The sequence below is a fragment of the Cupriavidus sp. SK-3 genome (assembly GCF_000611145.1).
Classification (GTDB): domain Bacteria; phylum Pseudomonadota; class Gammaproteobacteria; order Burkholderiales; family Burkholderiaceae; genus Cupriavidus.
This window is the reverse complement of record NZ_JFJV02000274.1, coordinates 1-1,275: the sequence shown is the minus strand read 5'-3', so window position 1 is coordinate 1,275 and position 1,275 is coordinate 1. Positions and strand designations below refer to the sequence as shown.

Sequence of the window (1,275 nt, the reverse complement as noted above, 5' to 3'; positions counted from 1 at the left end):
CCCCCCCCCCCGCCGCACCGGAACGCCGCCCTCGGGCGGCGTTTTTTTCGTCCGGGATTGCCGCGCGCGGCTTGGGCGAGCCTTGTCCTGGATCAAGCGGGCCGATGCGGGGCATGGCGGGGCACGGTCGCGAGGGTAGAATCGCGGGATGGCAAAGCGGTGCGGCGAGTGGCGCTTTGTTATCCCGGCGCAGCGCGTGCATTTGCGCACAGAAGCCCGCCGGAGCCCGCATACCGAGGATGCCCCATGTCACTTGATTCGACCCTTACGCCTTCCGCGCCCAGCCCGGCCACCGCGCCAGGGGCAGGCATGCCCGCGTTCAACCTGATCCGGCCTCAGCCCTATACCGAGTGGGCGCCGCAGGTCGATGCCGGCACCAAAGCCGAACTTCGCCGCGAACTGGAGCAGGGCGCGGTGCTGTTCTTCCCCCAGTTGCGCTTTCAGTTCGAGCCGGGCGAGGAACGCTTTCTCGATAGCCGCTGGTCGGACGGCAAATCCAAGAACATCAACCTGCGCGCCAACGACCAGGCAGTGCGCGGCGCGACTGGTGGCGAACAGGACCTGAAGGACCTTTATCGCCTGATTCGGCGCTATGCCGAATACAGCGAGAAGCTGGTGCTGAGCCTGTTCCCGGAATATGGCCCGCACATGGTGCGCGCCGGCACCTCATTGCGCCCGAGTGAGATCGCCGGGCGGCCGGTGAGCTGGCGCAAGGACGACACCCGGCTGCATGTGGACTCCTTCCCGTCCAATCCGCTGCTGGGTCAGCGGCTGCTGCGCGTGTTCCACAATATTGACCCGCAGGCGCCGCGCGTGTGGCGGGTGGGCGAACCCTTTGGCGACTTCGCGAAGCGCTTTGTGCCGAAGACCAAGGGGATGTGGCCGGGGCAGGCGAAGGTGATGGAGTTGCTGCATATCACCAAGCGCCGGCGTTCGGAGTATGACCATCGCATGCTGCAGTTGCATGATCTTGCCAAGGCCGATCTGGCGTACCAGGCGAACGTGCCGCAGCAGGAATTCCATTTCCCGCCGGGGTCGACCTGGATTGTGTTCAGTGATCAGGTGCTGCACGCGGCTATGCGGGGGCGGGCGATGATGGAGCAGACTTATTATTTGTCGCCGAAGGCGATCGGGGACCATACGCATTCGCCTGAGGCGGTGTTGTCGCGGATGTTGGGCAGGCCGATGGTGGTGGGTTGAGGTTGATGGTTTGGTTGTAAATGCCTAACTTCAAAGTCAAAGTCAAAGTCAAAGGCGGTTTCACCACCCCTGCGG

Annotated in this window: 1 protein-coding gene; it reads left to right on the top strand. The window is 64.2% G+C overall.

Features of this window, described 5'->3' with window-relative positions; translation table 11 throughout:
- The first annotated feature begins 309 nt into the window (after window positions 1-309).
- Entirely contained in the window at window positions 310-1,200 is an 891-nt protein-coding gene (locus CF70_RS30035; protein WP_035874276.1) for a Kdo hydroxylase family protein, read from the top strand.
- The last annotated feature ends 75 nt before the right edge of the window (window positions 1,201-1,275 follow it).

Bases quoted from the DNA above. Each gene is read 5' to 3' on its own strand.
- CF70_RS30035 (WP_035874276.1), top strand. From the start codon at position 310: ATGCCCGCGTTCAACCTGATCCGGCCTCAGCCCTATACCGAGTGGGCG.